Raw genomic sequence first — 25,902 nt, forward strand, 5'->3', positions numbered from 1 at the left:
AAATCGATCCCCGGCGATGTGTTTCGTGCGCAAAAATATCACCGATCGCCGCAGGGCAGCGCCGAACATGCCAAATCGCCGCGCACGTGGAAAAGACGCAGAGTCGCATGCGTCTGGGCACACATACGCACCGGATGGCGGGCATCATGCCGATGATGCCGTGCGCTCGTTCAACGAATCAGGAGGAAACCGGTCATGTCGATGCATGCCCGCAGCTACTACGAGGCCACCGTCGAGCGCCCCGCTTTCGCGCCGCTGCGCGGCCGGCACGACGCCGAAGTATGTATCGTGGGCGGCGGGCTCGCGGGCCTTTGCACCGCACTCGGACTCGTCGAGCGCGGCTGGCGCGACATCGTCGTGCTCGACGCGGAGCGTGTCGGCTTCGGCGCGTCCGGGCGCAATGGCGGCTTCGTGTTCGGAGGTTTCAGCCTCGACAATGCCGCGCTCGCACGGTTGCTCGGCGAGCGCGATGCGCGCGCGCTTTACCGGTTGACGACCGATGCCGTCGCGCTGATCCGCTCGCGGATCGCACGCTACGAAATAGCCTGCGATGCCGTATTCGCGGGCGCCCTCCTCGCCGACTGGTTCGGCGAACCTCGCATGCTCGAGGCGCAGCGACGCCTGATGCAACGCACGTTCGGCGTCGAATGGATGCCGGTCGCGCAGGCAGAACTGCAAGGCCGGCTCAAGACGCAGCGCTATCGCGGCGGCCTGCTCGAGCCGAACGGCTTTCACTTCCACCCGCTGAAGTACGTGCTCGGCATCGCCCGCGTGCTCGCGCAGGCGGGCGTGCGGATCCACGAACACAGCCCCGCGACCTCGATCGAATGGCAAGGTGCGGCGGTGTGCGTGAGCACGGCCCAAGGCTCCGTCACCGCGCCGCACGTCGTCATGGCCGGGGGTGGCTACCTTCACCGCGCCTATCGGCACGTCGAACGTGCCGTTCTGCCGATCGCCACCTATGTGATGACGACCGAGCCGCTCGGCGCGCGGCTGAAAGAAGCCATCGACTGCGAATGGGCCGTCTACGACACGCGCTTCGCATTCGACTATTACCGCGCGCTCCACGATACGCGTGTGCTCTGGGGAGGCAGAATTTCGATCTTCGAGCGCCCGGCCGCCACGGTAAAGCACCTGCTCGCCCGGGACATGCGGCGCGTCTACCCCCAACTCGCCGACGTGAAGATCGACTTCGCATGGGGCGGGCTCATGAGCTATGCGCGGCATAAAATGCCGCAGATCGGCCGCACACCCGATGGCGTCTGGCATGCGACGGGTTTCGGCGGGCACGGCATGGCGCCGACCACGGCTGCGGGCGAGCTGCTCGCGGCCGCGATCGCCGGGGCACAGCCGATACCGCCCGTGCTTGCGCGCTTCGGCCTGGCGCCCGTGCACGGGCTGCTCGGCCTCGCGGCGGCGGAGCTTACCTATCTCACTCGAATCGGCCTCGATGCGGCGCGCGAGCGCCTCCGCGCCATGCGCTGAGGCGGGTACCGCCGCTGCTGCTACTGTTGCGCGACCGGACCGTAGGGCCCATCCGGCCCGGGCCCCGCCGGTCTGAACGCCCCGCCGGACTCGATCATCGCGCGCTGCAGCAGCCCCTTCGCATCGGCACTGCTCGAATCGGCCGCCAACGCATCGCCCGCGTGGTGCCATGCGCAGTTCCACCGCTGCTGCACGGCGCACGAGCGCGCCTGGCTCAGCGCGTCGTCGCGCGCGCGTTCACGCAACGTCAGGTCCTGCTGCAGCGAGTACGCCTGGCTGTTGCCCGGCTGAATCGAGCGCACCGTCGCCAATGCCTGCTTCGCAAGCGCGAGATTACCCTTGGCGAGCCCGGTTTGCGCAAGTGCAAGCGAGCGCGATACCGATGCAGCCCGTCGCTCGGCCCCGCCGCGCGTAGAAGCCGTCTGCGCGGGGGGTGGCGAGGACATCGCCGCCGGCACACGCTCGAGCGAGCCTTTCCTCGGCACCTTGACTTCGGCCACAGCCCGGTTCGCGCGACCGTCGTCACGGGCCATGGCTGGCGGTGCGACGCCGTCATCGGGCTCGCGGCCTGCTGCCGGTGCCGGTGCCGGCGCCGCATTCACGAGGTGCGACGGGCTCGACCGCGGCAGCGGTTCGGTCCCCGCCCCGCGCTGTGCCAACCGAGCGGGTTCGGCCGGTTGCGTGGGTTGAACCGGTTGTGCCGGTTGTGCCGGTCGTGCAAGCTGATCCGCGCCCGGCATTGGCGCCGTGCGGGCGGGCGGCGCCGCTGTCCCAGGCGGTTGCACGGAGGCCAGCGCGCCATCGACGCGCGATGTCTGATCCCGGCGTGCCGCGCGAATGTCGGCGTCGTTTGCGCTGTTCGAACCCGGATTCGCATCAGCCCGGCCCGATGCACCGTCGAATCCCTGCGAAGGCGTCGCCATCGACGTGGCGGGGGCGGACAACTCAGCCGAAGGCAGTCCTCGCTTGTTTCCCGACGCCTCGTTTGGCCGGACGATGCCATCGACGCTCTGGGTCGCGGCCTCTTGCACGCCCTGTGCCGCGCCATCACCGTCATTGCCACGCTGCAGCAGCGCCACGGCGCCGAAGCCGAGAACGAATGCAGCCAGCACGACAGCAGTTCCGATCTTGAGCCCCCACCGCCTGCCGGCGCGTTCGTCCATCGGGTATCGTCCGCCGAAGTCGAAGCCGGCATCGGTCGACGTTGCAAAGAGCGGTGTGGGACGCGCGGGCCAAACCGGCTCGCCGCGCGGGGCAGGCCGTCCCACGGACGGCTGCTCCGGTCGCAGCCGCGGCTCCGGTCGCTGCGGCTGCGCCGATCGCGGTGGCTGTTGCGCGCGCGGCTGTCCCACGCGTGGAAGCTCGCCGTTGCCGAAGGCAAACCGCGCGTGCGCGCCGCAAAACGGGCAGAACGAAACGGGTTCCGGCACGCTTGCGCCGCAGCGCTTGCACTCGGCCGGGAACTGAATGGCGCCATGGTTGTCGTTGCGCATGCTTACCTCCTCGGCATGCGGGCCTGCATCGGCCCGGCATGCTCGGCGCGCAGCGATCCGCACGCCGGCGAACGGCGGGTCACGCTCCAAATAACAGATGCAATTGCCATGAATGAAAGAAATACGAGCAACACGATCATGGCCACTATCGGGCACTCGCCCCGGCAGCGTCAAGGCGCAGAGCCAATTCGCATCAGCGTGCGCGCGCCAGAAGCGAGCACTACCGCGTTAATCGCTTCGGACTCCTATTGTTTCTTGCCCCGCATGCACGGTAACAGCCGAAACGCCCGCTCAAGCTTTCATCGTGCGCCAGTGCCGCTCGTGAGCAACATCCGGTACTCGCTCGGCGTCACGCCCACGGTCGCCTTGAACTGGCGAGTGAACGCGCTGTGATCGGTGTACCCGCAAAGCGCGGCCACGTCGGTCACCTTGTCGCTCGAAACCAGCAGCGCGGTGGCCGCGTCGAGCCGTGTTTTCAGCAGCACCTGGCGCGGGGTCAGATGAAACACCTTGTGAAAGTAGCGTTCAAGCTGAGCAACCGACATGCCCGCCATGCTCGCGAGATGCGTGAGGTTCAGCGGCTCGACGTAGTGGTCCTGGATGTATTGGACGACGTTCGCGAGACGCGTGTAGGCCGGATGCGTCTTTTCGTTGGCATTCAGATCGCGGGAAATGCCGGCGAGGCCGACGATCGCACCCTCGGCGTTGCGCAGCGGCACCTTCGAACTCAAGCACCAGCCCGGTTGCCGGCCCGGATAAAGATGCAGCTCGAGCTGATCCATCATCGGCGCCGCGCCACCGAGGATCGCACGGTCTTGCGCCATGTAAGTGCTCGCGAAACGGCTCGGAAACACCTGCTCGGTCGTCTTGCCGATGAGCGCCTGCTTTTCCTTGCAACCGCATCTCGTCGCCAGCGTTCGATTGACGAGCGCATATCGCGACTCGCCGTCCTTGACGAAGAAAACGACATCGGGCAGCGCATCGAAAACGGGCTCGAGCTGATAAAAGGACGGCAGCATTTCGGCAAGCGTCATCGCCGCCGGCATTGCCGGCAAGGAAAGCATCGGCGTCATCGTCCGTGTTTCGCGCGCCGCTTCAATGGTCGCGCTCGAAAGTCGAGGATGCGCCGATTATAGGGCGCGAAAAATCGCCTGCCGCGAGTGTCGCGATCCGCGCGGGTGCGATCGGCGGCCGCGCCGCGGTCACATCCCAGCCAAAGTAGACATTCGCCGCGGCACCGCATATCCGTCCCTGGCAGGCCCCCATGCCGCAACGCGTGTGCAGCTTCGCATCGCGCCAGCTCGCATGCGCGGCGACCGCGGCAAACGTCGCATCTTCGCAGCGGCACAACAGCGTCTCACCGGGCGGGTGCGCCCGCGCGCGCGGGCCGAGCGCGAAGGCCTGGGCGAGACCGACGGCGAATCGGCGCCAACGGTCGCGCTCGCGCCCAAGCGTCGCGGGTATCGCCTCCCCGCTCGCCGCGATGCCCGCTATACGCCCTTCGACGCACGCAAGCTCGACGCCACCGATGCCGGTGCATTCGCCCGCGGCGAAGATGTTGCCGACCGAGGTACGGCCGTGCCCGTCGATGGCGATGGCGCCATCGGTCAATGCGCATCCAAGCGCCTGAGCGAGCGTCGTATTCGGCACGAGCCCGTAGCCGATCGCGAGTCGATCGCACGCGATCGTCTCGCGACGAGCGCCCCGCTCCACAACCACCGCTTCCAATCGCTCGCGGCCGCACGCCTCGGCTATGACGCTTCCTGTCAGGTAGCGCGTGCCGGCGAACCCGCGCGAGAGACGGGCGGCTTGCCAGAGCTTGGCGGGCGTGCGCGCCAGCGCGGCACCGAAGCGCGCGACGGCGGCGAAGGGCGCTTGTTCTATCACCGCGACGACGTTCGCACCGGCCGCACGCGCCGTAGCAAGCGCCGCGAGCAGCAGCGGCCCGCTGCCCGCAATCGCGATGCGTTGCCCACGCACAGGCACACCACCCTTGATCAAGGCCTGGAGCCCGCCCGCACCGGTCACGCCCGGTAGCGTCCAGCCCGAGAACGGAAGCAGCCGCTCGCGGGCGCCCGTTGCAACGATCAGGCGCGAGTACAGAACCGTACTTGCCTCGTCGCGACCCGTTCCGCGGCCCATTTCCAGCAAGAGTCCGTTGGGCGGCGCAGCGGCAACGATGCGCGCCCCCGCGAACATCGTGACGTTGGCGCGCTGCCGCAATTCATCCAGGGCGCGCGCAAGCGGCTCACTCGCAGTATGCGCAGGCCCCTGACGCCAAACCTGCCCGCCCGGGCGCGGGTTGTCGTCGATGACGGCAACGCGCATGGCGCGTGACGCGGCAACGCCCGCCGCCGCCAATCCAGCGGGCCCCGCACCCACGATGACGAGGTCGAATTCGACACAGCGCTTCATCATCGGTCGTGCTCCGTCTCGATCGCCATGCCATGGCAACAAACCGTCTGGCAGGCGAGCACGTGACGACACCCGTCGACCGATACACGGCACTCCTGGCAAACGCCCATGCCGCAAAGCGCCGCGCGCGGACCGCCTGTTACCGAGCGCCGTGTGCCATCCGTCCCGTATGCAATCGCCAATGCGGCAGCCACGCTCGCCCCGGGCGGCACGCACACGGCAATATCGTCTACCGTCACCACGAGTTGTGTTTCGAATTCGATTGCGCTCATTGCCGCTCGTGCTCCATCACATCGGCTCCGCCCCGTAACGCGCGAAACCGGCCCGGCAAATACGGCGTCGCATCGAGTTCCGCATGCGAGCCGATCATTTGCGAGGCGAGCAGGCGGGCCGTGGCAAGCGCGGTCGTCACGCCGAGCCCCTCGTGCCCCGTTGCCACCCAAATGCCCGCCCCTTTATCCGCCGCTTCATGCGATCTCGTGCCGTCTTCGTCGCTCTCCATGCGGCCGATCAGCGGCAAACCGTCTGGCGTCGCGGCGCGCAGGCCCGTCCAGGCACGGATGCCATTCAGTCCCGCGAGCGCAGGCAGGTAGTGTGTGCAGCGCTCGAGCATCTGGGCGAGCACCGGCAGTTCGACGGCGGGGTCGGACGTCTCGAACTGGCGCGACGAGCCCAGCAGTATCTGGCCGGTCGGCCGCGGTTGGGCATTGAATGCCACCGAGGTGCCCGCATGCTGGTGCGCGCTTTTGATGTAGCCGAGTTCGAGCAGTTGGTGAGAAATGAAGCCGGGATAACGATCGGTGATGAGCAGGTGGCCTTTTTTCGGGGCGAGTGGCAGCGATGGCACAAGCCGCCTCGCCTCGAGCCCGCTCGCGACCACGACGAAGTCCGCGCCGACGCGTGTGCCGTCGGCAAGCGTCACGCTCGATGAATCCGCGCGGACCACCGCTGTCGACGTCTGCAACCGAATACGCGGCGCGCCCGACGATCGAGTCAGCAACCACTCGGCCGCTGTCGGCGCATAGACGATGCTGTCGTGCTCGACGAGCAATCCCCCCGCCATCGCCCGCGACAATTGAGGCTCGCAGGCGAAGAGCGCAGGCGCGTCGAGCAACTGCGCGGCAACTTCGTTCGCGGCGAAGGTGGCATGCAGCGCGCATGCCGCAGCCCACTCCTCCTCGTCCGCCGCGACCCACAGCGTGCCGCAACGGCGAAACGCATCGATCGCGCGCAACTGCGGCGCCAATTCGAGCCATAGCGCACGGGAGTATCGCGCCAGCGCGAACTCGGCAGGCGAGTCGTTCATCACGACGATATGCCCCATGCCCGCAGCCGTGGTTCCGCCGCCAATGCCGCCCGCGTCGAACACCCGAACGGCCATGCCGTGGGCCGCGAGCTCCGCCGCGCAAGCGGCGCCGACGATCCCGGCGCCCACCACGATGGCGCTCGCGCTCATGCGCCGCGCGAAAGCACGATGCCCGCCGCGAAAGGATCATCGTCCTCGAAGCAGAGCTGCCCTTGCGCCATGATGTGGGCGCGACCTCTGATGGTCGGCACGATGGTTGGCCCCGCGTCTGGCGCGCAATCGACCGAATCGATCGTATCCTCGCACGGTACGTAGCTCGCCTCGAAGGCACTGCCGATGATGCTTTCCTGACGCCATACGTCGCCCGCGGCGAGCTTGCCGTCCGCGGCGAGGCATGCCAGCTTGGCGCTCGTACCGGTGCCGCACGGCGAGCGGTCATAGGCGTCGCCCGGACAAAGCACGAAGCTGCGGCTGTCCGCACGCCCGCTCGGGCTCTGCGCGAAAAGTTCTATGTGATCGATGAGTGCGCCCTGCGCCCCGGTGATCCCCTGGGCGACCAGCGCTTCACGCACGTCATGTGTGAACGCGGTGAGCTCGCCGATATGCGCAGGCGTCAGCGCACGCCCATGCTCCGACACCAGGAAGAACCAGTTGCCTCCCCAAGCCACATCGCCCACAAGCGGCCCATGGCCCGGCACATCGACGACGACCGCGCGACGGTAGCGATACGCCGGCACGTTGCGCACCGATACGCTGCCGTCGCGGTGCAGCACCGCCTCGACGATGCCAACCGGCGTCTCGATGCGGTGCTCGCCCGGCGCGATCCTGCCGAGATGCGCGAGTGATGCGATCAACCCGATCGTGCCATGGCCGCACATGCCGAGATAGCCGACGTTGTTGAAAAAGATGACGCCTGCGGCGCAATCGTTCGCGTGCGGTTCGCATAGCAGCGCGCCCACCACGACATCCGAGCCCCGCGGCTCGGTGACGACACCGGCGCGCCAGTCGTCATGACGCGCACGCAGTATCTCGAGCCGTTCGGGCAACGGCCCGCGGCCCAGGTCGGGGCCGCCTTCCATGACGAGCCGCGTCGGCTCGCCGCCTGTGTGGGAATCGATGATCTGTATCGTCTTCATGTCGCCATGGTAGAAACGCGACGCACCCGCCGTCTTGGCGCCGATATGCGCGACCGATGCCGATTTCAGCATAGCCACGGCGGCGCGCCGGCTGTGCCGAAATCGGCATCGCCGATGCGCGAAGCACGCAAGACGGTCCGCCCCTCCCCACCTAAACTGCCGGCATATCGCGTCAAATTCGATTCGCTCGAGGAGAGAAGCAATGGCACTTGTTTGGAAAGGCGTTCTACCCGCTGTCACGACGAAGTTCCACGAAGATTTCAGCATAGACCGTGCGTGGACAAAGAAGAACATCGAGGCCCAGATCGATGCCGGCGTGGACGGCATCATCGTATGCGGCTCGCTCGGCGAAGCCTCTACGCTGTCGCTCGACGAAAAGCTTGAGGTGCTCGACGTGGCAGTGGAAGCGGCGCGCGGCCGTGTGCCGGTACTGCTGACCATCGCCGAGAACAGCACGCTCGACGGCTGCCGGCAAGCCGAGCGCGCGGCCAGCCGCGGCGCGGCAGGCTACATGGTCCTGCCCGGGCTGCGCTATCTGTCCGACCGGCGCGAGACGCTCCATCATTTCCGCAGCGTCGCCAACGCCAGCCCGCTGCCGCTCATGGTCTACAACAACCCGCTCGCGTACGGCGTCGACATGACCCCCGAGATGTTCGCCGAGATCGCCGACGAGCCGAAGATCGTCGCGATCAAGGAATCGTGCGGAGACGTACGCCGCGTGACCGATCTCATCAACGCCGTCGGCGAACGCTATGCGATTCTTTGCGGCGTCGACAACCTCGCGGTGGAAGCGATGCTGATGGGCGCGCATGGCTGGGTCGCCGGACTCGTCTGTGCGTTCCCCCACGAAACGGTGGCGATTTATCGCCTCGTGCAGCAAGGCCGCATCGCCGAAGCGCTGAAGATCTACCGCTGGTTTGCGCCGTTGCTCGCACTCGACGTATCGGCCAAGCTCGTGCAGAACATCAAGCTCGCCGAAGCGATCGTCGGGCTCGGCACCGAGCCGGTGCGGCCGCCGCGCCTGCCGCTGGCCGGCGACGAACGCAAAACCGTCGAAGCGCTGATCCGGCAGTCCATCGAGACGCGCCCCCCTCTGCCGGCGAACTGATCCGCCGTTCACACCTTCGTTCGACACGAAGGCTGCGACCGCCCGGTCAACGCCTTCCCGTGCGCGGCGGACAGCAACGGTTTGCACCGTGCTCATCCGTCGCGCAGGCGGCGCTATCCGCCGCCGGTGCCTCGTGGCTGCTCGAGCCTGAAGCCTGCTCGCCACCGCGCTCAAAACCTTCCATTACCCTGCGAACTCGTTGCGCGCGCAACGGCTCGCCCCGCCATTGCATCGCCATTCGGCGACAAAAGATGGGCCGCGCCTATCATCCGATAATTCGCTTTTATTTTCATTTAACATCGCGCATTTTCACCCAAACGGAGGAATGCCGAAGTGGTTATTGAACTGATGAAAGCGCTTACGAGGCGCGCACTGGCGGGGGGTTTTGTCTGCTTTTCATTGATGGTTTCGACGGCGCCCGCCCAGGCCCAGGTCGAGCCGCTCAAGAATCCGGTCTACGGCGTGACGCTCGACGATTTGTCGAGACTCAACGCAATCGTCAACTCCCTCGCAAACCTGCCCTATCGTCCGACGGTTCGCGTCGTATTCGATCCCGATACGCCTGCAAGCGACTACTACGCGCCGCTCTTGCGGCTGCATTCGGTCGCTTACGTGATGGGCGAAGTTCTGGACTCGTATTACTTTCCGACGACGCTGACGGCGTACAAGGCCCGCACGCAGGAACTCGTTTCCGCGCTCAAGGGCACTGTGGACGTGTGGGAAATCGCCAACGAGATCAATGGCGAATGGTTGCGCGCGCACCCGTCGGGCTCGGACTCCGTCGTCAACGCCGAGGAAACGCAGATCGGGCAGATGGTGGAAGCGGCCAATACGATCGTGAAATCGGCGGGCGGCAAGACCGCGATCACGCTCTACTACAACGACGACAGCAAAGGCAACAACTGCTGGGAAAAACCGCAGGACTACTGGAAGACGTGGGCCACGACGTTCTTGTCGAGCACCGTCCGTCAGAGCGCGAACTATGCGCTTTTCAGCTATTACCCGTACCAGGATTGCCCGGGCCTGTCGCCATCATGGACCAGCGACTTCGCGGCGCTCGAATCGATCTTCCCGAATGCGAAAGTCGGATTCGGGGAAATCGGCACGTCCGATCCCGCAGCCCCGCAGACGGTGCAGGACAAGCTCATCACGACGTACTACCCGATGGTCAACAGCACGACCGATCCGCGCTTCATCGGCGGGTTCTTCTGGTGGTACTACGCGGAAGAGATGATCCCCTATAGCACGAGCCATTACTGGCAGTTGCTGCGCCAGACGATCATCAATCTGAAGGCACCGAGCTGATGCCGTGGCGGCCCGCCGTCGCGGCGGTGGCCGCGTCGCGCCGCTTCGCCGCTCGCGGCGCGAGCGCCCGCGTCAGCGCGGCGCTCACGTAGTGCGGGCCGTCGAACAGATACACGCCATAGCCGCCGTACTCGGTCAGTTGCGCACGCAGTTCGTCCGCGCTTGCCGAGCGAAATCCGCCGCGCGCCGACGGGCGAAACGCCTCGGCGATCACGCGCACGCGGTCTTTGCCCAGCCGCGAGGCGAGCACGTCGAGATACTCGCGCGCCACGCGCGGCACACGCGCATCAACGCCGCAGCCGTCCTGAAAAAAGATGCCCACGTCGCCCGGCAGCCAGGAGGCGAGCCAGTCGGCCAGCGTCTGCGCGCCGACGTTCGCGCTGTCATAGACCGTTACCCATAACGGCCGCGGCAGCTTGCCGAGCGCACGCGCGAACGCGTTCGGCGCATCGCGCCAGGTCGGGTCGATCTCCACTGGAAAGTAGTAGCCGGTTACGTGCAGCCCGAGCGGCAGGCGCGCGAGCGGGGCCGACATTTCAGCGAGCTTCTCGACGTTGGCGCGCGCACGGCGCTCGTCCATGTACCCGGCAAGTCCGAGAATCACGTTGCGCGCCCAGGGCTCGCGCCCGATCCGCTCGAAATCGGGCAACTGCCGCGCCTCGCGCCACCCTGTATGTGGCACGAAAGCCGTTTCGTCCACGACGATCCACTGGATCAGCAGCTCGTGCGCGCCGAGCAGGTCCCAGTCTCCCGCCGGTCGCGTCGTGGCGTCGTCGGCCTGCCAGACGATGCCTTTCACGCGCATGTCGGCCGGCGTGTCGCCGCATCCCGTGATCGCCAGCGCGCCCATCATCGCAGCAGCCACGCGCGCGAGCCGGGCCAACGGAAGCCTGTGAGCGGGCGGCACTAGAACCATAGCGTCGCTTGCACCACGAGACCGCGCGCTCGCGCGGCCGATGTCAGCGGGAAACGGTATTGAATCGTCACGTCGGCCCAACTGGCCGGTGCGCTGTAACGATTCTCGCGGAACCAGAATCGGAATTGCACGCCGGGCCCGATACCCATCGCGGTTTTGTCGATTTCGCGGTTGTCGTGATCGAATACGAACGCGACGTGCGGATAGACCGTCAGGTGATTGCTGATCGCCGGCAGCGCCCAGGTATGCCCATAGCGCAGCTCCGAATAGAGCACGTAGCGCCCCTGATGGAGAAAGTAGTCAGCTTCGGCGTAGACCTGCCAGCTGCGCCAGCTCGGCTCCGTCACGCGCAGATCGCTTCCGCCCTCGGACGAGTAGCCGAGACGCGCCAGCCAGTCGTTGGTGGAAAATCTGCCGATGTGTACGAGCCGCTCCGCCGCGATCACGAGGTTCTGATCGATGATCGGCTTGTAGCGCGCGCCGATCGACCCTTGCACGGTCGGCAAGCCGGTCACGTTGCCCGAGCCGTCGTAAGCGGTGCCGTAGCCGCGCACGAAAAACTGCAGGATGCGCCCATTCTGGTAGCCGATTTTCGGTGGCTGCCAGTATGCTTCGATGCCGGGCTGCAGCACATTGACCGTACCTTGCGGGGAGAACGCCGACACTTGGTAAGGCAGGCTCAGCACGAAGCCCCAGTGCCGCTCGAGCTGCTGCACCTCGCGCCGATAGCCGAAACGCCGCTGCTCGTCGAATGCGTGCTCGGTATCGTCGGCATCCAGGCTTTGCTTGAAAAGCTGGACTGCCTCGTCGTTTTCGCCGAGGCGCTTGGCCGCATAGCCCGCGTCGGCATAATTGCCGGCCGTGCCGGCGCCGCTGCTCAGCCCGCGCCGGAACGCCTCCAGCGCCTCTTCGTCCTTGTTCTCGCGCAGCAGATCGTAGGCGGTCTGCAGCGTCTGACGAGCGGTATCGTCCTTCGGCTCGGGCTCGTTCGCGAACGCAATGATCGTGGCGGCAGCTTGCCGGTCTTCGTCCGTGGACGCATGGCTTTGTGCGAGTTCGGCCGCGTGCCGCGCGCCGTCGCGATCGCCATTGCGCAGGCGCAGTTGCGCGATGCGCAGTTGTACTGCCGTATCCGGCTCCTGTTCGTAGGGCGCGAGCGCACGCGTCGCCCGCTCCGGCTGGTGCGCCGCCAATGCGCTATCGGCCAGTGCAAGGCGCAGGTTGCGCTCCTCGGCAGCACTCCAGTTACGCGCGCCGAGCGCCGCATCGAAATCTTCCATTGCCGCTTCGTATCGCTGTTGCCCCTGCTGCAGGAATCCGTGCCGCGCGAGCACGAGCGGATCGCCGGGGTGTCGCCGCTCGAGCGCTTCGGCCGCGTCGTCCGCCTCGGCCACCTTGCCTTGCCTGACGTAGACGTCGACCATCAGGAGCCCTAACTGAAGACTGCCCGGCTGCGCCTTCAGCGCGCGCGATGCGTAATTTTCGGCACGCGGGAGGTCGCCTGCCGCAATCGCCTTGTACGCCGCATCGGCCAGGCGGTACGCGCGCGGTGTGAGCGTCTCGGCACCGCCCGCATGAATCGCAAGCGACGCGAGCGCGGCAGCGCTCCCCAAGCGAACGAGTATCGCCCAGCGCACCGCCCGCGCGATCGTCGACTGCTTCATAGCCGTTCCCCCGGACGCCCCTCAGGCGCAACACGGCGCAAAGCCGCCTCGGCAGCCGTGCCGTGTTCGAAAAAGTGCGCGTGTCGTTCGAGCTCGGCATCGACCTCCTCGTCGCTCGCGACGAAGTAGGCGACATTGGAGCGCGCGCCGCGCTTGACGATCTCGCGCTCGTCGCCGCTGAGCGGGCTGCCTACCGCGACGTTCAACGTGCCGTCGTCGCTCGTAGAAAACGGGACGACCCGATAAGTCTTCTGCAACTCGAATGCGAGAGATTTGCTGAAATGGCCCACAGCGACGTTCGCAAGGCTCACGCGGGGCAATTCGGCCTGCTCGGCGAGCGCATCGGCCACCGATTCCGCGCTCACGACCCCGCTCTCGACCAGCAGGGCGCCGAGCCGGCGCCCGCAGCCTGCCTGCCGGGTGAGCGTCGCCTCGAGCTGCGCCTCGGTCAGCACCCCCCATCCGACGAGAATCTCTCCCAGCTTGCATCGCGTTTTGCCGCGTGCCTCGGTCGACAGATAGGTGTGGTTCGTCTTGTCCCAGGCGATCGGCTTGCCGGTGGCGAGATGGCCGATGAAGATCCGCCACGCGCGGCACACCGCCAGAAAGTTGATGACGTTGTTGACGAAGATGCGCGGCAATGAGAGCAGCCCTTGCAGCGGCCCGTTGAGCCTTGCCACGAAGTAATAGCGCTGCGCCAGCCGTGCGCCGAGCAAAACGGCGTTGATCGACAGCAGCGGGGCCAGCCACGCGCTCGAAAGCGCGCGCAGTTCGACCTCCGGCGGCGCGAGCCCCGCGGCGCGCAGGCCGGCCAGTGCAAGGTACTGCGCCAGCACGATATAGGCGAAGACCGAGAAGAGCGACGTGATCATGCCCTTGCGGTCGCGCGCAAGCATATAGCGCTGCATGAAGCTGCCGCTCCAGCGGATCTGCTGCCAGCCGTGAAACGCAATCCCGAGAATCCATCGCGCGCGTTGCCGATAGGCCGTGCGCAGCGTGCTCGGAAAGAACTCGCGCGTGGCCAGCAGATTGCGCACGGCGCAACCGCGCCCCTCGCCTTTCCGGTCGTCGTCGATCGGAAAGTGCGCGAACGATTGCTTCATGCCGAGCGCCTTCAACCGGAAACTGAAGTCGTAGTCCTCCGTCAGCGAACCGGTATTGAACGGCTTGCCGTCCGACGCGGCAGCAGCCGCATCGATCGCGCGCCTGCTGTAGCACGAGGCGACGCCCGCGCCCGGCACGATTCCAGTCAGACGCTGCCGTGTCGGCATGTCTTTCTGGTGGGTTTCGCTGAAATCGTCGAGATAGGTGCCGGCGACGAACTCGTTCCACTTGCGCGGCAACGACAGCACGGGCAATTGGATCAGGTCGCTCTCGTTCAATGCGTAATTGAAGTACTTGAGCTCGATCGGATGAATGACATCTTCGCAATCGTGCATGACCACGCCATCGAAACGAAGGTGATGCGTCGTCTCGTAGCGCCCTATCGCGGCAACGATCCAGTTAAGACAATCGGCCTTGCAGGTCGGGCCGTCGTTGAGCACGGTAGCGCGCGTCACGCGCCCCGGATGGCGCCTGACCATGCGCTCGACTTCCGCGGTCGTTTCGGGATCGTTGTGATAAGTCCCGACGAAGATCACATAATGTTCGTATTCGAGCGTCCGCAGCGTATGGTCGATCATCTTCGCGATGACGTCATATTCCTTCCACGCCGGCACCATGACGGCCAGATAACGCTCCTCCATTGCCCGCAGTGCCGCCGCATCGACCGTACGTTCGCTTTGTCCTCGCAAACGCGCACGGATCTCCGAAAACCAATAACAGGCATCGAAAAACAGATCGTCGATGGTGCTGATGAAGATAACGACAGCAGTGAGCCATATGACTGCGCTTGCTGCCCCCGCGTAGACCTGCCAGACGGACGTTGCCTGCATTTTTATCTGCCGATGAGATTCCGCCACCCATGGGCCGGCCACGATCGTGCGCTGGCCGCGCGTATCGATCGCCGATTGGAAGCCGGTCCATTCCCCGAATAAAACGCATCGAAATGCGTGATGCGTGTGCCCGCCTTTTATCCGGCGGGTTCGTTGGATTTATCTTGTGATATGCCGTCTATGCCGACTGTTCGTCCTCGCACAATGCCTGCAATTCATCGGCGTTTACGCCGAGCGCAGTGCAAAGAGGCCCGATGCCACCGCGTTGTGCAGCGAGGCGGCCTGCGATCCAGCCGCATCAGCCGGCAAGAATGTTGCCGGTATGTTCTTGAGCGCATCGGCAATCTTCGCGCTCGCATGCCCATCGCCATATGGATTCGTGGCGTGCGCCATCGCTTCGTACTGCGTGCGGTTCGTCAATAACGCATTCACTTCCGCAACGATCCGATCGGTGCGAGTGCCGACCAGCCGTGCAGTACCGGCGCGAACGGCCTCGGGCCGCTCGGTGGTTTCGCGCGTGACGAGCACCGGCTTGCCGAGCGCGGGGCCCTCCTCCTGAATTCCCCCCGAGTCGGTGACGATCAGGTAGGACCTCGACATGAGAAAGACAAACGGCAAGTAGTCCTGAGGCTCGATCAGATGGACATTGGGCTGGTCGGTGAGAATCGCATAGACGGGGTCGCGCACGTTCGGATTCAAGTGAACCGGATAGACGAGTTGGACGTCGTCATGCATTTGCGCGACGTGCTTGAGGGCCTCGCAGAAATGCTTGAAGGGCTCGCCGAAGCTTTCGCGGCGGTGCCCTGTCACGAGGATCAACCGCCGCGATTCATCGAGAAACGGATAGCGGGCGGCGATGCGCTGCGTGAGCGCGGGATCGTTGTCGAGCTTGTGCTTGACCTGATGCAATGCGTCGATCACGGTATTGCCCGTCAGCACCACCTGCGCCGCGGGCGCGCCTTCGCTGAGCAGGTTGTGTACGGCCTGCTCGGTGGGCGCGAAAAGCCACGACGCGACGGCGTCTGTCACACGGCGATTCAGCTCTTCCGGCCATGGCGACCAGACGTTGCCCGTACGAAGCCCCGCCTCCACGTGTCCGACGGGAATGTACCGATAAAACGCGGCGAGGCTGGCAGCCAGCGTCGTCGTCGTGTCGCCGTGTACGAGCACCGCGTCTGGCTGCCAGCGGTCGTACACGTCGCCGATCGACTGCAGGATGCCCGAGGTCAAATCACCGAGCGTCTGCCCGTCGCGCATCATGTTCAGATCGAAATCCGGCACGATGCCGAACAGGTCGAGCACCTGGTCGAGCATCTGACGATGTTGAGCCGTTACACAAACTCTTGCATCGAAATCCGCGCGCGCCGCGAGTACATGAACGAGAGGCGCCATCTTGATCGCTTCAGGCCTCGTTCCGAACACCGTCAATACTTTCTTCATTTCATCCCCCGCCGAACGCACGATGCACGCCGCGTCGCGTTGTGCCGTTACGAATTCGCTGCAGTCAGGTCGTACGATAGCGTCGGGGCAACGCCCGGTCTGTGGGGCGACCCTCACAGTTTGCGCGCCCGACGAGCGCGCAAACGCCAACGCATGCGTAGCCGGAGGGCAACCCGGGTTTCGTCGTTGGTCGGTCGGCAAGCGGAAGACATGAGGGGGCGGGCGATAAGCGCCTCGCATGCGGCCCCTTGCACGCTGCGCAGGGGCTGGATCGGCGCGGCAGGCCCGTTCGATGCAACCGACATTTCACGTCGGCCCGAAGCGTCGCGGCGCAACGCCTTTTAGTATCTCTCCATGAACACGCCCACACCCCACTTCACGCCAGCGCTCGCACGGCTTCTTTGCACCGTGAGCGTCGCGTTCGTCGTCACACAACTCGACGTCACGATCGTCAATATTGCGCTGCCAAGCATCAGCGCGCAGTTGCGCGCGCCCGTTTCCAGTCTTCAATGGATCGTCGACGCCTATACGCTCGCATTCGCCGTGCTGATGCTTTCGGCCGGCGTACTGGGCGACCGCTTCGGCCCGCGGCGCGTATTCGCCGCCGGCATCGCACTATTCGCGTTGTCCTCGCTCGCTTGCGGGCTGGCGCCATCCGCTTTGACGCTCATCGCCGCTCGTGCCGTGCAGGGTGCAAGCGCCGCCGCCATGCTGCCGAATTCGCTCGCGCTGCTCAACCGCGCGTGCAGCCACGACCCGAGACTCAGAGCCCGCGCAGTCGGCCTGTGGACGGCTTCTGGCGCCGTGTCGATCGCAGCCGGACCGGTACTCGGCGGCTTGCTGATCGCCGCGTTCGGCTGGCGCAGCATTTTTCTCGTCAACCTGCCGATCTGCCTGGCCGGCCTGGTCGCGGCCTTCGCGTGGGTACCGCGCAGCCATGACGAGGCCGCGCACACGCCGGACCGATCGAAACCCGGTATCGATGTGCCCGGTCAGTGCCTCGCCATCGTGGCGCTGACAGCGTTCACCGCGGCCGTCATCGAAATGCGGCCACTTGGCCTGGGGCACCCGTTCGTCGTCATGGGGTTCGCCTTCTCCGTGCTCGCTACCGTCGCTTTCGTCGGCGTCGAAGCGAAGAGCCGCGCTCCGATGCTGCCGCTCGCGCTGCTGCGCGATACGACGTTCAGCGCTGCGGTGCTCTTCGGCGTATGCGTGAACATGGCGTACTACGGAACCGTCTTCATCCTGAGCCTGTATTTGCAGCGCGTGCGCGGCGACACGCCGCTTCAGGCCGGGCTGGCGTTCCTGCCATTGACGGGCGGGTTTCTCGTTTCGAACGTGGTCAGTGGATGGGTGGTCGCCCGCAGCGGTCCGCGGCTGCCGATGACGGTCGGAGCAGCGATCGGCGCCGTAGGCTACGGCTTGCTGCACATGGCGGGCCACGATACGCCCTTGCTTGCGCTACTCGTGCCGTTTCTGCTGATTCCGGCGGGCATGGGGCTCGCGGTACCGGCCATGACGACAGCCGTCCTGGCCTCGGTCGAGCCGAGTCGCGCCGCCACGGCATCGGCACTGCTCAACACGGCACGGCAGGCAGGTGGCGCCGTGGGCGTGGCCGCGTTCGGCGCGCTCGCCGGCAGTTCGGGAGCGGCCGGCGTGGTGACCGGCCTGCAGGCTTCGTCCGCCATCGCGGCGGGGCTGCTCGCCGCCGGCCTCGCACTGAGCCGCCTTGTTCACCCGGAATCGCACGCGGGCAAGCGCCCCGACCGTTCGCCGACACGGCAGACGGAGCAGGCAGGGCGGACGGCTCGCGCCGATTCCTCCGAGTAACGGAAGACGGCACACCGCCTCACAGTTTCGCGGTCTGGACGGTACCCGTGTCGAGCGCGCGCTCGATCAACCCCTCTTCGCGCGCCTTGCGGATCGCGTCCGCGATGAGCTGCGCCGGAGGCGCCATTTCGGCCTTCAGCGCGCCGAGCAGCCCTCCGGTGTCGAATACAACCAGCGTTTCCGCGGAATCGTCGCGACTGATGATGACGCGGTGCACCGATTCCCCTTCGCCCAGACTTGCGCAAAACTGCATCGCCTGGCCGCCAATCGTTTGTTGAAAACTCTCTATCATTGCAACGCCCTCCGGCACGGCGCCTGAGCGCCGACCCGGAACGATGCAGCAAGAAACGTGCGCGTGCGGCGTGCCGCGCGATGTCAGAGCAAATGCCGCTTCGGCGTGCGCGCGGCATCGACGCTCATGCCGCCCGCACCTGTGACGAACAACAGCAGGAAGCCGCCGGCAATACCCACGTTCTTCCAGAAGTGAATGACCATGTCATGCTGGATCGTCGGATCCGTCACGTTCCAGAAGTCATGGCCGAGCACCGCTGTGGCGATCGTATAGGCCGCCATCACCAGTGCGAGCGGACGGGTAAGGAAGCCGACTACGAGCAAGACGCCCCCGAGCACTTCTATCGCCGTTGCAATCGGCGCGCCGATCTGGACGAATGGCACACCCTTCGCCTGCAGGTAGCTGACGAAGCCCGAATAACCGAGCAGCTTCATCACGCCACTCCACAAAAACAGCACCGCCAGCGCAAAACGAGCGATGAGAATGACGCCGGAATCGACGGGACGCGTCATGAATACCTTCCTCCTTGTTTCGATCGAAATAAAATCGATACGATCGCCGGCCGGCGCGCGCATCGATGGTCAGCATATGCGTTGACCCCTTGTTTTCCAAGGCTCAACGATACTTCGACCGGGAAACGGGGAAGAAGTGCAAACGCGTGCAGGATGTGCAAGGTCGCTTGCGCGACCTTGCATCCCATGCGTTCAGGCGGCTTGCTGAGGCCTGGGGGCTCCGCCGCCCGACGGGTCGGCCGCTACGCCGTCGACAACGCCGAGGTGGCGGATGACGGGGGCCTCCGGCCGCAGGCCAACGGAGTTGAGCAAGCGATAGAGCGTCGCGCGCGACACGCCAAGCTCGGCAGCGGCGCTCGACAGACTATAGGCGTGCCGCGCCAATGCATCGCGCACCGCGGCGCGTTCCGCCTCGCAGCGCACCTCGGCGAGCGTGCGTCCGCGCTGGTGCCCCGCATCGGGCAGCCCCAGATCCGCCGCCGTAATGAACCGGCCTTCGGCCATGACCACGGCACGCCTCACGCAGTTGATCAGTTCGCGCACGTTGCCGGGCCAGGGGTAATTGAACATCGCCGCAATGGCGTCGCTCGAGAAGCCGCGAATCTTCCGGGCGCCGTCGTTTTTGTGCAGCTCGAGCGCATGGTAGGCCAGCAGCTTGATATCGTGCCCACGCTGGCGCAGCGGCGGCTCGTCGAAACGCAACACGCAAAGCCGGTGAAACAGGTCCGCGCGGAAACGCCCCGCGTCGATCGCCTGCATCAGGTCGACGTGCGTTGCGGAGACGATCCGCGCATCGATCTTGATCGACGCCGTGCCCCCGAGCCGCTCGATCGTGGCTTCTTGCAGAAAGCGCAGCAGTACGGCCTGGCATTCGTGCGGCATATCGCCGATTTCGTCGAGAAAGAGCGTGCCGCCGGAGGCGGCTTCGATCCGTCCGATCTTTCGCTGCAAGGCGCCGGTAAACGCACCCCGCTCGTGACCGAACAGTTCCGATTGCAGCAGGGACGGCGGAATTGCCGCGCAATTGATCGCGACGAATGGCTGACCGGCTCGCGCCGAACGCTCGTGAATGGCCCGCGCCGTCAACTCCTTACCGGTGCCGGATTCGCCCGCGATGAACACGGGCGCGCCCGTGCGCGCGCATTTCTCGACGCCACGGTAAAGCTGTTGCATCGGCTCGCTCGTACCGATCATCATGCAGCAGCCTTGCACGGGTGGGGGCGGCGCCGCCTTTTCGCGCAATTCGGACAGCCCATACGCGTGGCCCAGTACCACGGCCAACCGCTCTTCCGCGCACGGCATCGTAACGTAATCGAAGCAATAATCGACGATGAAACGCTGCACGGCGGGTTTGTCGGCCTGCCCGCGCTGAACGAGCGCAACCCAGGTCGCCTCCGTGTGCGAAACGCTTGCTTCCAGTTCGGCCAATTGCTGCTCGGTGCATTCCTGCGGCAACGCCACGACGCCCACACGAATGGCGCCCCGTTCGAGCAGGCGTTCGACCTGCTGAGCGGTCTTCGCGTGCACGACCTGCCACTTGGCCGCAACGAGGCCATCGACGTATGAAGAATCCGGCTTGAGCGAAACAAAAAGAACGGTGCGCTCCGCCTGCAGCGGGTTCGAAGCGTGATGGGTCATGGTCCAGCCCCCCGTGTCGATACGCGTGTGCCTGTGTCGGCACCACGATAAGCGGTCCGCATCGACGCAAATTTGATTTCGATCAGTCCCGGGACGAGCCGCTTTTGCGCTATTCCAGCTTGACGGAAATCACATTATGGCGAGCCATCTGCCGTGACTCTGCCCATTTCGTCCCGCCATGATTGAACGGGACGTCCGATTTACACAACCGACAGCAGCCAGCCCGGCCAACGCCGACCCGGCTAAACCCGCGGTTGTGCCTTCCCTAGCCTCGGAATGATTATTCTTCACGCGCTTTGGCGTCGCCACGAAGCGGTTTGCGCCCGCAGATGATACCGCGCGTTTCAAACATGCATGCACTGCAACATAGACGAGACGACACGGAATTACCATAAGAAAAAATACGACTCCGGTTAAATACTGAGTATCTGTTGCCCCGGAGCGACGAAGCACGCCGCGTCATACGCTTGTAATCGGAACTTTTTACGGCCTGCGGCCCACAGTCTCCTGCCAAACCCGTGGGCACAACGCCCGCGCCGGCGCCGCGGAGTATATGACCTGGCAATTAAATGATTTCGGAATTCGCCCGTGGCCGCGCTCCCGGAGCTCGAAGACGATAACTGGGCGAACGGTCATGCTAATCCCGGCCGGCGCGACCGCCTGTAATTATTAAAACACTCGGCATTCGCGTCGGGAGCGAGCGGTTCAGCATCATCGATGCAAGTACGACATCGCGCGGGGCGAATAATGTTTCGGGCGGCGCTGCAATTAATTGCGCCATCAATTAAATTGCTGCACTGCCAAAGTTCTCGGAAAGAACCGTCCCATTGTCTGACGGGGCGGCGTTCCTATCGCCCTGCTGCTCGCAGGCGGGGAGCGACCGTGCGCCGCGCATGGTCCGCCCGCTGGCCGAGCTCGGCTCGCCCCCCGACACGCGTCAGCGGCAAGGTAGTGATTTTCTTTCTCGCCTGGTAGCGGCGGCGGACCAGATATACGGGGCGTTCCTTCGTCTCGTGATAAATCCGCCCGACATATTCGCCGACGATGCCCACACCGACGAGCTCGATGCCGCCGAGAAACAGCAACACCGAGAGCAGCGAGGCATAGCCGGGCACCGGGTTGCCAAACAGGAGCGTGCGGCCGATGATGAACGACCCATAGCCGAATGCGAGCACCGCGATCGCGAGCCCGATGTAAGTCCAGCTGCGCAGCGGCACTGTGCTGAAACTCGTAATGCCTTCCAGCGCGAAATTCCAGAGCCGCCAGCCGGAAAACTTGGATCTACCCGCGCTACGGGCCTCGCGCTCGTACTCGACGATGACCGTCTTGAAGCCCACCCAGGCGAAAAGCCCCTTCATGAAGCGCCGGCGCTCCGGCAGGCTGCGCAGCGCATTGACGACGGCACGGTCCATCAGCCGGAAATCGCCCACGTTTTCCGGCAGCTTCACCTCGGACAGTGCGTTGTGCACGCGATAATAGAGCCGGGCCGTGACGCGCTTGGCGAACGTATCGCAAGCGCGGCTCGCACGCTTGGCAGCGACAACCTCGGCCCCGTCGAGCCAATGCCGAACCATCGTCGGGATCAGGATCGGCGGGTCCTGCAGGTCCGCATCGATCGGGATGACCGCATCGCCGAGGGCTTCGTCGAGCCCTGCCGTAAGCGCCGCTTCCTTGCCGAAGTTGCGCGTCAGATCGATTACGCGCACGCGGGCGTCGCGTGCGGCGGCGCTCACGAGTTTGTCGAGCGTAGCGTCTGTGCTGCCGTCGTTGATGCAGACGATCTCGAACCGGATGGACGGCACGGCTTCGAGCACGGGAACGATCGTGGCAAAGAACATCTCGATCGCCGGCTCTTCGTTGAAGCACGGTACGATCAGCGAGATCAACGGTTTAGTCGTGCGTGCGGACATGATGCCCCCGAAAAACTTTTATTGAGTACGCGGCCGGCGAGCGGGCACACGTTACGGGGCGCTCGCTCGCCGCCCTGCGATTACCGTTGCCCGAGCAGATCACCCCAGCGCCTGAACTCGCACCGATCGAGCGCGATCCGCCGGACGAGCCATGCGAGCGTCGCGGCCGAAACCAGCGGCATGAACTGGACATGAATACGCGTGACGACGAGGATGCCTGCAAACGGCAACAGCCAAAGCAGAACCAGCCACTCGCGCTCGCCGGCACGCCAGCCTTGCTCGAGGCCATGCCGACACATCCAGGCGATCAGCACGCCGTACCAGGCAAGGTCGTAGTCGTAGAGATACGGGCTCACCATGAGGCTCGCGCAAACGAGCGTCGCCGCGCGCAACGCGTGCGAGGCATGCCGCAGCCACGCGTAACAGACCGCCGCGGCGGCCGCCAGCGCGCTCGCCGCCTGCACGGCATAGGCGAGCGTCGTGGGCCCATGAGCCAGCTTCACCATCGAAAACATCGACGGAATCCGCGCGAGCGCCGCCTGCCCCGTCTCCACGAAGCCAGCGGCCATATTCATGTTCGCGAGAAACGCTTCGAGCGTGCCGAAACCGAATGCGAGTACCGAGGCCGCCAGCATCGACAGCGAGATCGCCGAGAACGAAGCCAGCGTGCGCCATGAGCGCGAGCAAAGCAGCGCGAGCGGAACCAGCACGGCCAACTGCGGCTTCATCGAAAGCAAGCCGAGGCAGAGCCCGGCCAGCACCGGCCGGCGCGGCAGCAGCGAAAGGCCGAAAGCGATCAGTGATGCTGTCAGCAGTCCGTTTTGCCCCGCCGCGATGGCAAGCGCGGCGCCCGGGAATGCCGCCGCGACGAAAACGGCTTCCCTGACAGGAACAATGCGGTGCATCGCCTTCATGAAAAGCAGATAGGTGGCGCAAAGAAACGCAGCGGCCGCGATCTTCCACGGCACGAGTGCAAACGGTAGAACGAAAAGCAGAAAGGTCGGCGGGTAAAGCCATGGGAGGATGCCGACCGAATGCTGGATCGTCGCACTCTCGAGCTTTTCGAGGATGGCGAGGTTGTAGGCGTCGACGGCCTGACCGTGCAGCGCGAGATGCGACGCGCTCCAGAACGGCAGAAAGTCGAGCGCCAGCGGACTCATGTATCCATGAGGATTCCAGATCGCCTTGTAGAAATAGATCGCGAGCCACAGGACGTAGCATACGAGCGCGCCGATCGAATAGAAGCGCAGCCGTTCGCCGGTCGCCCAATGCGGCCGCCGCCTCAGCGCACGCAGCCTCGCTGCGAGCAGCGCCATGGCCGCGCCCGGCTCGCCGAGCCTCTGGGCTTTCATGGCCGCGCTCCGTCAGCCGCGAAGCGCGTTCTCCGCAGGACGACCAGCATCATGGCCAGCAGCACGAGCGGGCCGATCTGCGGCGCCAGCATGACCCGGTTCAGATGTTCGTAGATCGGCAGTAGCCACGCTGCGGCCAGCACCGCCTGCTCTCCCCGCAGCCAGCCGTCCTCGAACGCGAGAGCGGTAAGGCATGCGAGCGCAATGCCCATCCATACCAGCTCGTAATGCCACGCGTAGGGCGTGGCAAGCAGCGCGGCCACGGCGAGGATCGCGCCGCGCAGCCGCAGATCGTCGGACCGGCGCCAGACTCGGCACGCCGCGCAGATCGCGACCGTGGCGACGAACGCATGCGCCAGATACGCTGCGACCACCGGCATCCCCGCGAGGCGAAATGCCGCGAAAGCCGTGGGCGACGAGAGCCAGAAGTGCTGCCCGTGCTCGACGAGTGCACTGCGCAGCACATCCGCATTCGCAAGGAAGCGAGGAACGGACGCAGGACCTGCTATCGCAACGCCCACAGCCGACACCGCGAGGGCGCCGGCAGCCGCGGCGGCCAGTGTCTTGTAAGCGCGAGCCGCAACGAGCACGAACGGAAACACGATTGCCAGTTGCGGCTTGATCGCCAGCACCCCAATCAACAAGCCGGCACGAACCGGCTTGTTGTCGAGCAGGCCAAGCGCGAATCCGGCAATTGCTGCCGTCAGGAGCGAATTCTGTCCGACCAGCGCCGTAATGAACACGCACGGCGCAGCTGCAATGACGACCGCGCCGAGTCGCGGCGTGTCCATCGAAGCGGAAAGATTCGATACGCGCAACGTCGCCAATACGTAAAGCGCGACACTTACGCCGGTAAACACCAGATACGCCACGCCGTACGACAGCCAGGCCAATGGTGCAATGACGAGCAGCGATGCGGGCGGATAAAGCCACGGTAAAGGATGGGCATCGGCGAACGCGCCGAATACTGTGGCGTCCGCATGTGCCAAGGCAAGATGATCGTAGACCTGCAGCGGCGAGCCGTGCTGCAGCAGATACGACGCAATCCAGAATATCTGGAAGTCGGCGCCCGGTCGCCCAGCATCCGCCAGCGTGAACCCGTGCGACGTCCAGGCCCACGCTACGAGAAACGCGAGGTATGAAACGACAATCGTCACACTCGCCGCCACCAGCCGCCGCGGCGTTACGAAATCCCACGGGCAGCTCATGGCGCTGCCCGCCCCCCGATTCAAGAGATACATGTCGACACCCCATTTTCGCGGCCGATCGATTCCGGTCCTTCGGCCTTATCGTTAATCGTTGTATTCGTGCTCTGCGCCAATGCGTTGCATACGACGTCACATTGCACAAGCCCATTGTTGAAATAAACCGGCGCAGGATTCAAGTCGGTTTTCTCCCCCCGGCGGCGGATAAATGCGCGCGGACGTGCGGCGTCGAACACATCGTTATTTGCCGGCCAAGCCCCCTCCGAACGCGTGTATCAGGAATGAAACGCAAGCCTTCACGCACGGAGTGTCGAGCGCGGATTTTCGGCTGAAATGTGCGACACCGCCGACGGATGGCCAAGTCGCCCAACCTCAAGTGGAAACGGCGCGCACGGTGAGGTGGATCGGTTCCACCGAGACCGCGCGGCGAATGCCTGCCGTCTCAATCCTGCGACAGATTCGGCGAAAACCGCCACGCCGCGAGCGGGGCAGCCGAAGAGGTCCCTTATGCGGCAAGGCTTCCCGCACCATTGGCATATCGCTTGCGAAATGGTCCGCACGGAAAGTCGACGCAGCAACAGGCGGCCAGCCATACCGATCGCTGGACGAGGGCCGGCAGAGATGGCATCCGCTGTTGCTCATGGGGGGGCCTCCGGCGCGCTCCGCCGCCAGACAGTCAGGCGGCGGGGGCGTCGGAGGACGATAAGCGAAGCGACGACTTGCCGTGGCGCCACGGTGACATCCGCGGCGCCGGGACCACGCATGATAAGCCGGGGGGCTTAAGATGAAAAACAACACGTCGACACGGCACCTTCTCCGCCACTCAGGCATGACCGCCGATCCGAACGAGTGCTTCGCATTTACGTCGCGCTCGTGCGAACTGCGCCTGCCTCACGCCCCAATAGCATCCCGGCATTGTCCGTTGCGCAGATACGCGGCGATAGCCGCCCTGCGCCCGGCA

General features: G+C 65.2%; 20 protein-coding genes. 4 read left to right on the forward strand and 16 right to left on the reverse strand.

Annotated features, from left to right (window positions below; genetic code table 11):
• Nucleotides 1–201: 201 nt before the first annotated feature.
• Nucleotides 202–1,485, forward strand: a complete 1,284-nt coding sequence (locus U0034_RS22265; RefSeq protein ID WP_085225423.1) for an NAD(P)/FAD-dependent oxidoreductase — start codon at nt 202–204, stop codon at nt 1,483–1,485.
• 20 nt (nt 1,486–1,505) lie between these two features.
• Here U0034_RS22265 and U0034_RS22270 read toward each other — a convergent pair whose 3' ends face one another.
• From U0034_RS22270 to U0034_RS22295, 6 genes are all read right to left on the reverse strand, one after another.
• On the reverse strand, nt 1,506–2,978 hold the full coding sequence (locus tag U0034_RS22270) for a hypothetical protein (RefSeq protein WP_139831107.1): 1,473 nt from the start codon (nt 2,976–2,978) through the stop codon (nt 1,506–1,508).
• Nucleotides 2,979–3,277: 299 nt separating this feature from the next.
• Entirely contained in the window at nt 3,278–4,051 is a 774-nt protein-coding gene (locus U0034_RS22275) for an AraC family transcriptional regulator (RefSeq protein ID WP_085224690.1), read from the reverse strand.
• 22 nt (nt 4,052–4,073) lie between these two features.
• Entirely contained in the window at nt 4,074–5,396 is a 1,323-nt protein-coding gene (locus tag U0034_RS22280; RefSeq protein ID WP_085224688.1) for an NAD(P)/FAD-dependent oxidoreductase, read from the reverse strand.
• Nucleotides 5,393–5,665: a 2Fe-2S iron-sulfur cluster-binding protein gene (locus tag U0034_RS22285; RefSeq protein WP_085224686.1), complete on the reverse strand. Its 273-nt coding sequence runs from the start codon at nt 5,663–5,665 to the stop codon at nt 5,393–5,395. Before U0034_RS22285 ends, U0034_RS22280 begins: the two co-directional genes overlap by 4 nt.
• The gene (locus U0034_RS22290; protein WP_085224684.1) at nt 5,662–6,849 is read right to left on the reverse strand and encodes an NAD(P)/FAD-dependent oxidoreductase; all 1,188 of its coding nucleotides are present in this window, start codon (nt 6,847–6,849) and stop codon (nt 5,662–5,664) included. The genes U0034_RS22285 and U0034_RS22290 overlap by 4 nt, the downstream gene beginning before the upstream one ends.
• On the reverse strand, nt 6,846–7,835 hold the full coding sequence (locus tag U0034_RS22295) for a 4-hydroxyproline epimerase (protein ID WP_085225421.1): 990 nt from the start codon (nt 7,833–7,835) through the stop codon (nt 6,846–6,848). Before U0034_RS22295 ends, U0034_RS22290 begins: the two co-directional genes overlap by 4 nt.
• 202 nt (nt 7,836–8,037) lie before the next feature.
• On the opposite strand from U0034_RS22295, the gene U0034_RS22300 reads away from it, so the two are divergent.
• Nucleotides 8,038–8,943: a dihydrodipicolinate synthase family protein gene (locus U0034_RS22300; RefSeq protein WP_085224682.1), complete on the forward strand. Its 906-nt coding sequence runs from the start codon at nt 8,038–8,040 to the stop codon at nt 8,941–8,943.
• Between the two features lie 348 nt (nt 8,944–9,291).
• Nucleotides 9,292–10,248 (forward strand): hypothetical protein, encoded by a 957-nt coding sequence (locus tag U0034_RS22305; RefSeq protein ID WP_085224680.1) that lies wholly within the window; start codon nt 9,292–9,294, stop codon nt 10,246–10,248.
• Here U0034_RS22305 and U0034_RS22310 read toward each other — a convergent pair.
• From U0034_RS22310 to wecB, 4 genes are all read right to left on the reverse strand, one after another.
• Nucleotides 10,226–11,101 carry an alpha-amylase family protein gene (locus U0034_RS22310; RefSeq protein WP_233211853.1) on the reverse strand — a complete coding sequence of 292 codons (876 nt, stop codon included), beginning with the start codon at nt 11,099–11,101 and terminating at the stop codon, nt 10,226–10,228. The two genes, U0034_RS22305 and U0034_RS22310, sit on opposite strands and share 23 nt — an antisense overlap.
• A gap of 53 nt (nt 11,102–11,154) precedes the next feature.
• On the reverse strand, nt 11,155–12,828 hold the full coding sequence (locus tag U0034_RS22315; RefSeq protein WP_085224676.1) for a bacteriophage N4 adsorption protein A: 1,674 nt from the start codon (nt 12,826–12,828) through the stop codon (nt 11,155–11,157).
• Nucleotides 12,825–14,762, reverse strand: coding sequence for a glycosyl transferase family protein (locus tag U0034_RS22320; RefSeq protein ID WP_085224673.1), 1,938 nt, complete (start codon nt 14,760–14,762; stop codon nt 12,825–12,827). Before U0034_RS22320 ends, U0034_RS22315 begins: the two co-directional genes overlap by 4 nt.
• A gap of 225 nt (nt 14,763–14,987) precedes the next feature.
• Nucleotides 14,988–16,202, reverse strand: coding sequence for a non-hydrolyzing UDP-N-acetylglucosamine 2-epimerase (gene wecB / locus U0034_RS22325; RefSeq protein WP_085224671.1), 1,215 nt, complete (start codon nt 16,200–16,202; stop codon nt 14,988–14,990).
• A gap of 354 nt (nt 16,203–16,556) precedes the next feature.
• Here wecB and U0034_RS22330 point away from each other — a divergent pair, with 354 nt between their 5' ends.
• The gene (locus U0034_RS22330) at nt 16,557–18,032 is read left to right on the forward strand and encodes an MFS transporter (protein WP_085224669.1); all 1,476 of its coding nucleotides are present in this window, start codon (nt 16,557–16,559) and stop codon (nt 18,030–18,032) included.
• A 19-nt stretch (nt 18,033–18,051) separates the two neighbouring features.
• Here U0034_RS22330 and U0034_RS22335 read toward each other — a convergent pair whose 3' ends face one another.
• The 6 genes from U0034_RS22335 to U0034_RS22360 form a co-directional block, all read right to left on the reverse strand.
• Complete coding sequence (locus tag U0034_RS22335) at nt 18,052–18,324, reverse strand: hypothetical protein (RefSeq protein ID WP_085225419.1); 273 nt, start codon at nt 18,322–18,324, stop codon at nt 18,052–18,054.
• Between the two features lie 83 nt (nt 18,325–18,407).
• Complete coding sequence (locus U0034_RS22340; protein WP_085224667.1) at nt 18,408–18,836, reverse strand: DoxX family protein; 429 nt, start codon at nt 18,834–18,836, stop codon at nt 18,408–18,410.
• Between the two features lie 192 nt (nt 18,837–19,028).
• Nucleotides 19,029–20,474 carry a sigma-54 dependent transcriptional regulator gene (locus U0034_RS22345; protein WP_085224664.1) on the reverse strand — a complete coding sequence of 482 codons (1,446 nt, stop codon included), beginning with the start codon at nt 20,472–20,474 and terminating at the stop codon, nt 19,029–19,031.
• An 848-nt stretch (nt 20,475–21,322) separates the two neighbouring features.
• Complete coding sequence (locus tag U0034_RS22350) at nt 21,323–22,384, reverse strand: glycosyltransferase family 2 protein (protein WP_085224661.1); 1,062 nt, start codon at nt 22,382–22,384, stop codon at nt 21,323–21,325.
• An 80-nt stretch (nt 22,385–22,464) separates the two neighbouring features.
• Nucleotides 22,465–23,736 carry a glycosyltransferase family 87 protein gene (locus tag U0034_RS22355; RefSeq protein ID WP_233211839.1) on the reverse strand — a complete coding sequence of 424 codons (1,272 nt, stop codon included), beginning with the start codon at nt 23,734–23,736 and terminating at the stop codon, nt 22,465–22,467.
• Nucleotides 23,733–24,977 (reverse strand): glycosyltransferase family 87 protein, encoded by a 1,245-nt coding sequence (locus U0034_RS22360; RefSeq protein ID WP_085224659.1) that lies wholly within the window; start codon nt 24,975–24,977, stop codon nt 23,733–23,735. The genes U0034_RS22355 and U0034_RS22360 overlap by 4 nt, the downstream gene beginning before the upstream one ends.
• Nucleotides 24,978–25,902: the final 925 nt, after the last annotated feature.

Source organism: Trinickia caryophylli (assembly GCF_034424545.1).
Lineage (GTDB): Bacteria > Pseudomonadota > Gammaproteobacteria > Burkholderiales > Burkholderiaceae > Trinickia > Trinickia caryophylli.